Below are 909 nucleotides of genomic sequence, written 5' to 3'. Positions count from 1 at the left end.
TCGACGGCTAGCTCCTAATAAAAGGTTACTCCACCGGCTTCGGGTGTTACAAACTCTCGTGGTGTGACGGGCGGTGTGTACAAGACCCGGGAACGTATTCACCGTAGCATGCTGATCTACGATTACTAGCGATTCCAGCTTCATGTAGTCGAGTTGCAGACTACAATCCGAACTGAGAATAATTTTATGGGATTTGCTTGACCTCGCGGGTTCGCTGCCCTTTGTATTATCCATTGTAGCACGTGTGTAGCCCAAATCATAAGGGGCATGATGATTTGACGTCATCCCCACCTTCCTCCGGTTTGTCACCGGCAGTCAACCTAGAGTGCCCAACTTAATGATGGCAACTAAGCTTAAGGGTTGCGCTCGTTGCGGGACTTAACCCAACATCTCACGACACGAGCTGACGACAACCATGCACCACCTGTCACTTTGTCCCCCGAAGGGGAAAACTCTATCTCTAGAGCGATCAAAGGATGTCAAGATTTGGTAAGGTTCTTCGCGTTGCTTCGAATTAAACCACATGCTCCACCGCTTGTGCGGGTCCCCGTCAATTCCTTTGAGTTTCAACCTTGCGGTCGTACTCCCCAGGCGGAGTGCTTAATGCGTTAGCTGCAGCACTAAGGGGCGGAAACCCCCTAACACTTAGCACTCATCGTTTACGGCGTGGACTACCAGGGTATCTAATCCTGTTTGATCCCCACGCTTTCGCACATCAGCGTCAGTTACAGACCAGAGAGCCGCCTTCGCCACTGGTGTTCCTCCATATCTCTGCGCATTTCACCGCTACACATGGAATTCCACTCTCCTCTTCTGCACTCAAGTTCCCCAGTTTCCAATGACCATCCACGGTTGAGCCGTGGGCTTTCACATCAGCCTTAAGAAACCGCCTACGCGCGCTTTACGCCC

1 rRNA gene is annotated in these 909 nt (G+C 51.6%); it reads right to left on the bottom strand.

Annotation, left to right across the window (positions count from 1 at the left end):
* Positions 1 to 909, bottom strand: a 16S ribosomal RNA gene (locus tag E4T88_RS17205); the annotation flags it as partial.

Source organism: Dysgonomonas mossii, assembly GCF_004569505.1.
Taxonomy (GTDB): Bacteria; Bacteroidota; Bacteroidia; order Bacteroidales; family Dysgonomonadaceae; genus Dysgonomonas.
This window is presented reverse-complemented; position numbering and strand designations above follow the sequence as displayed.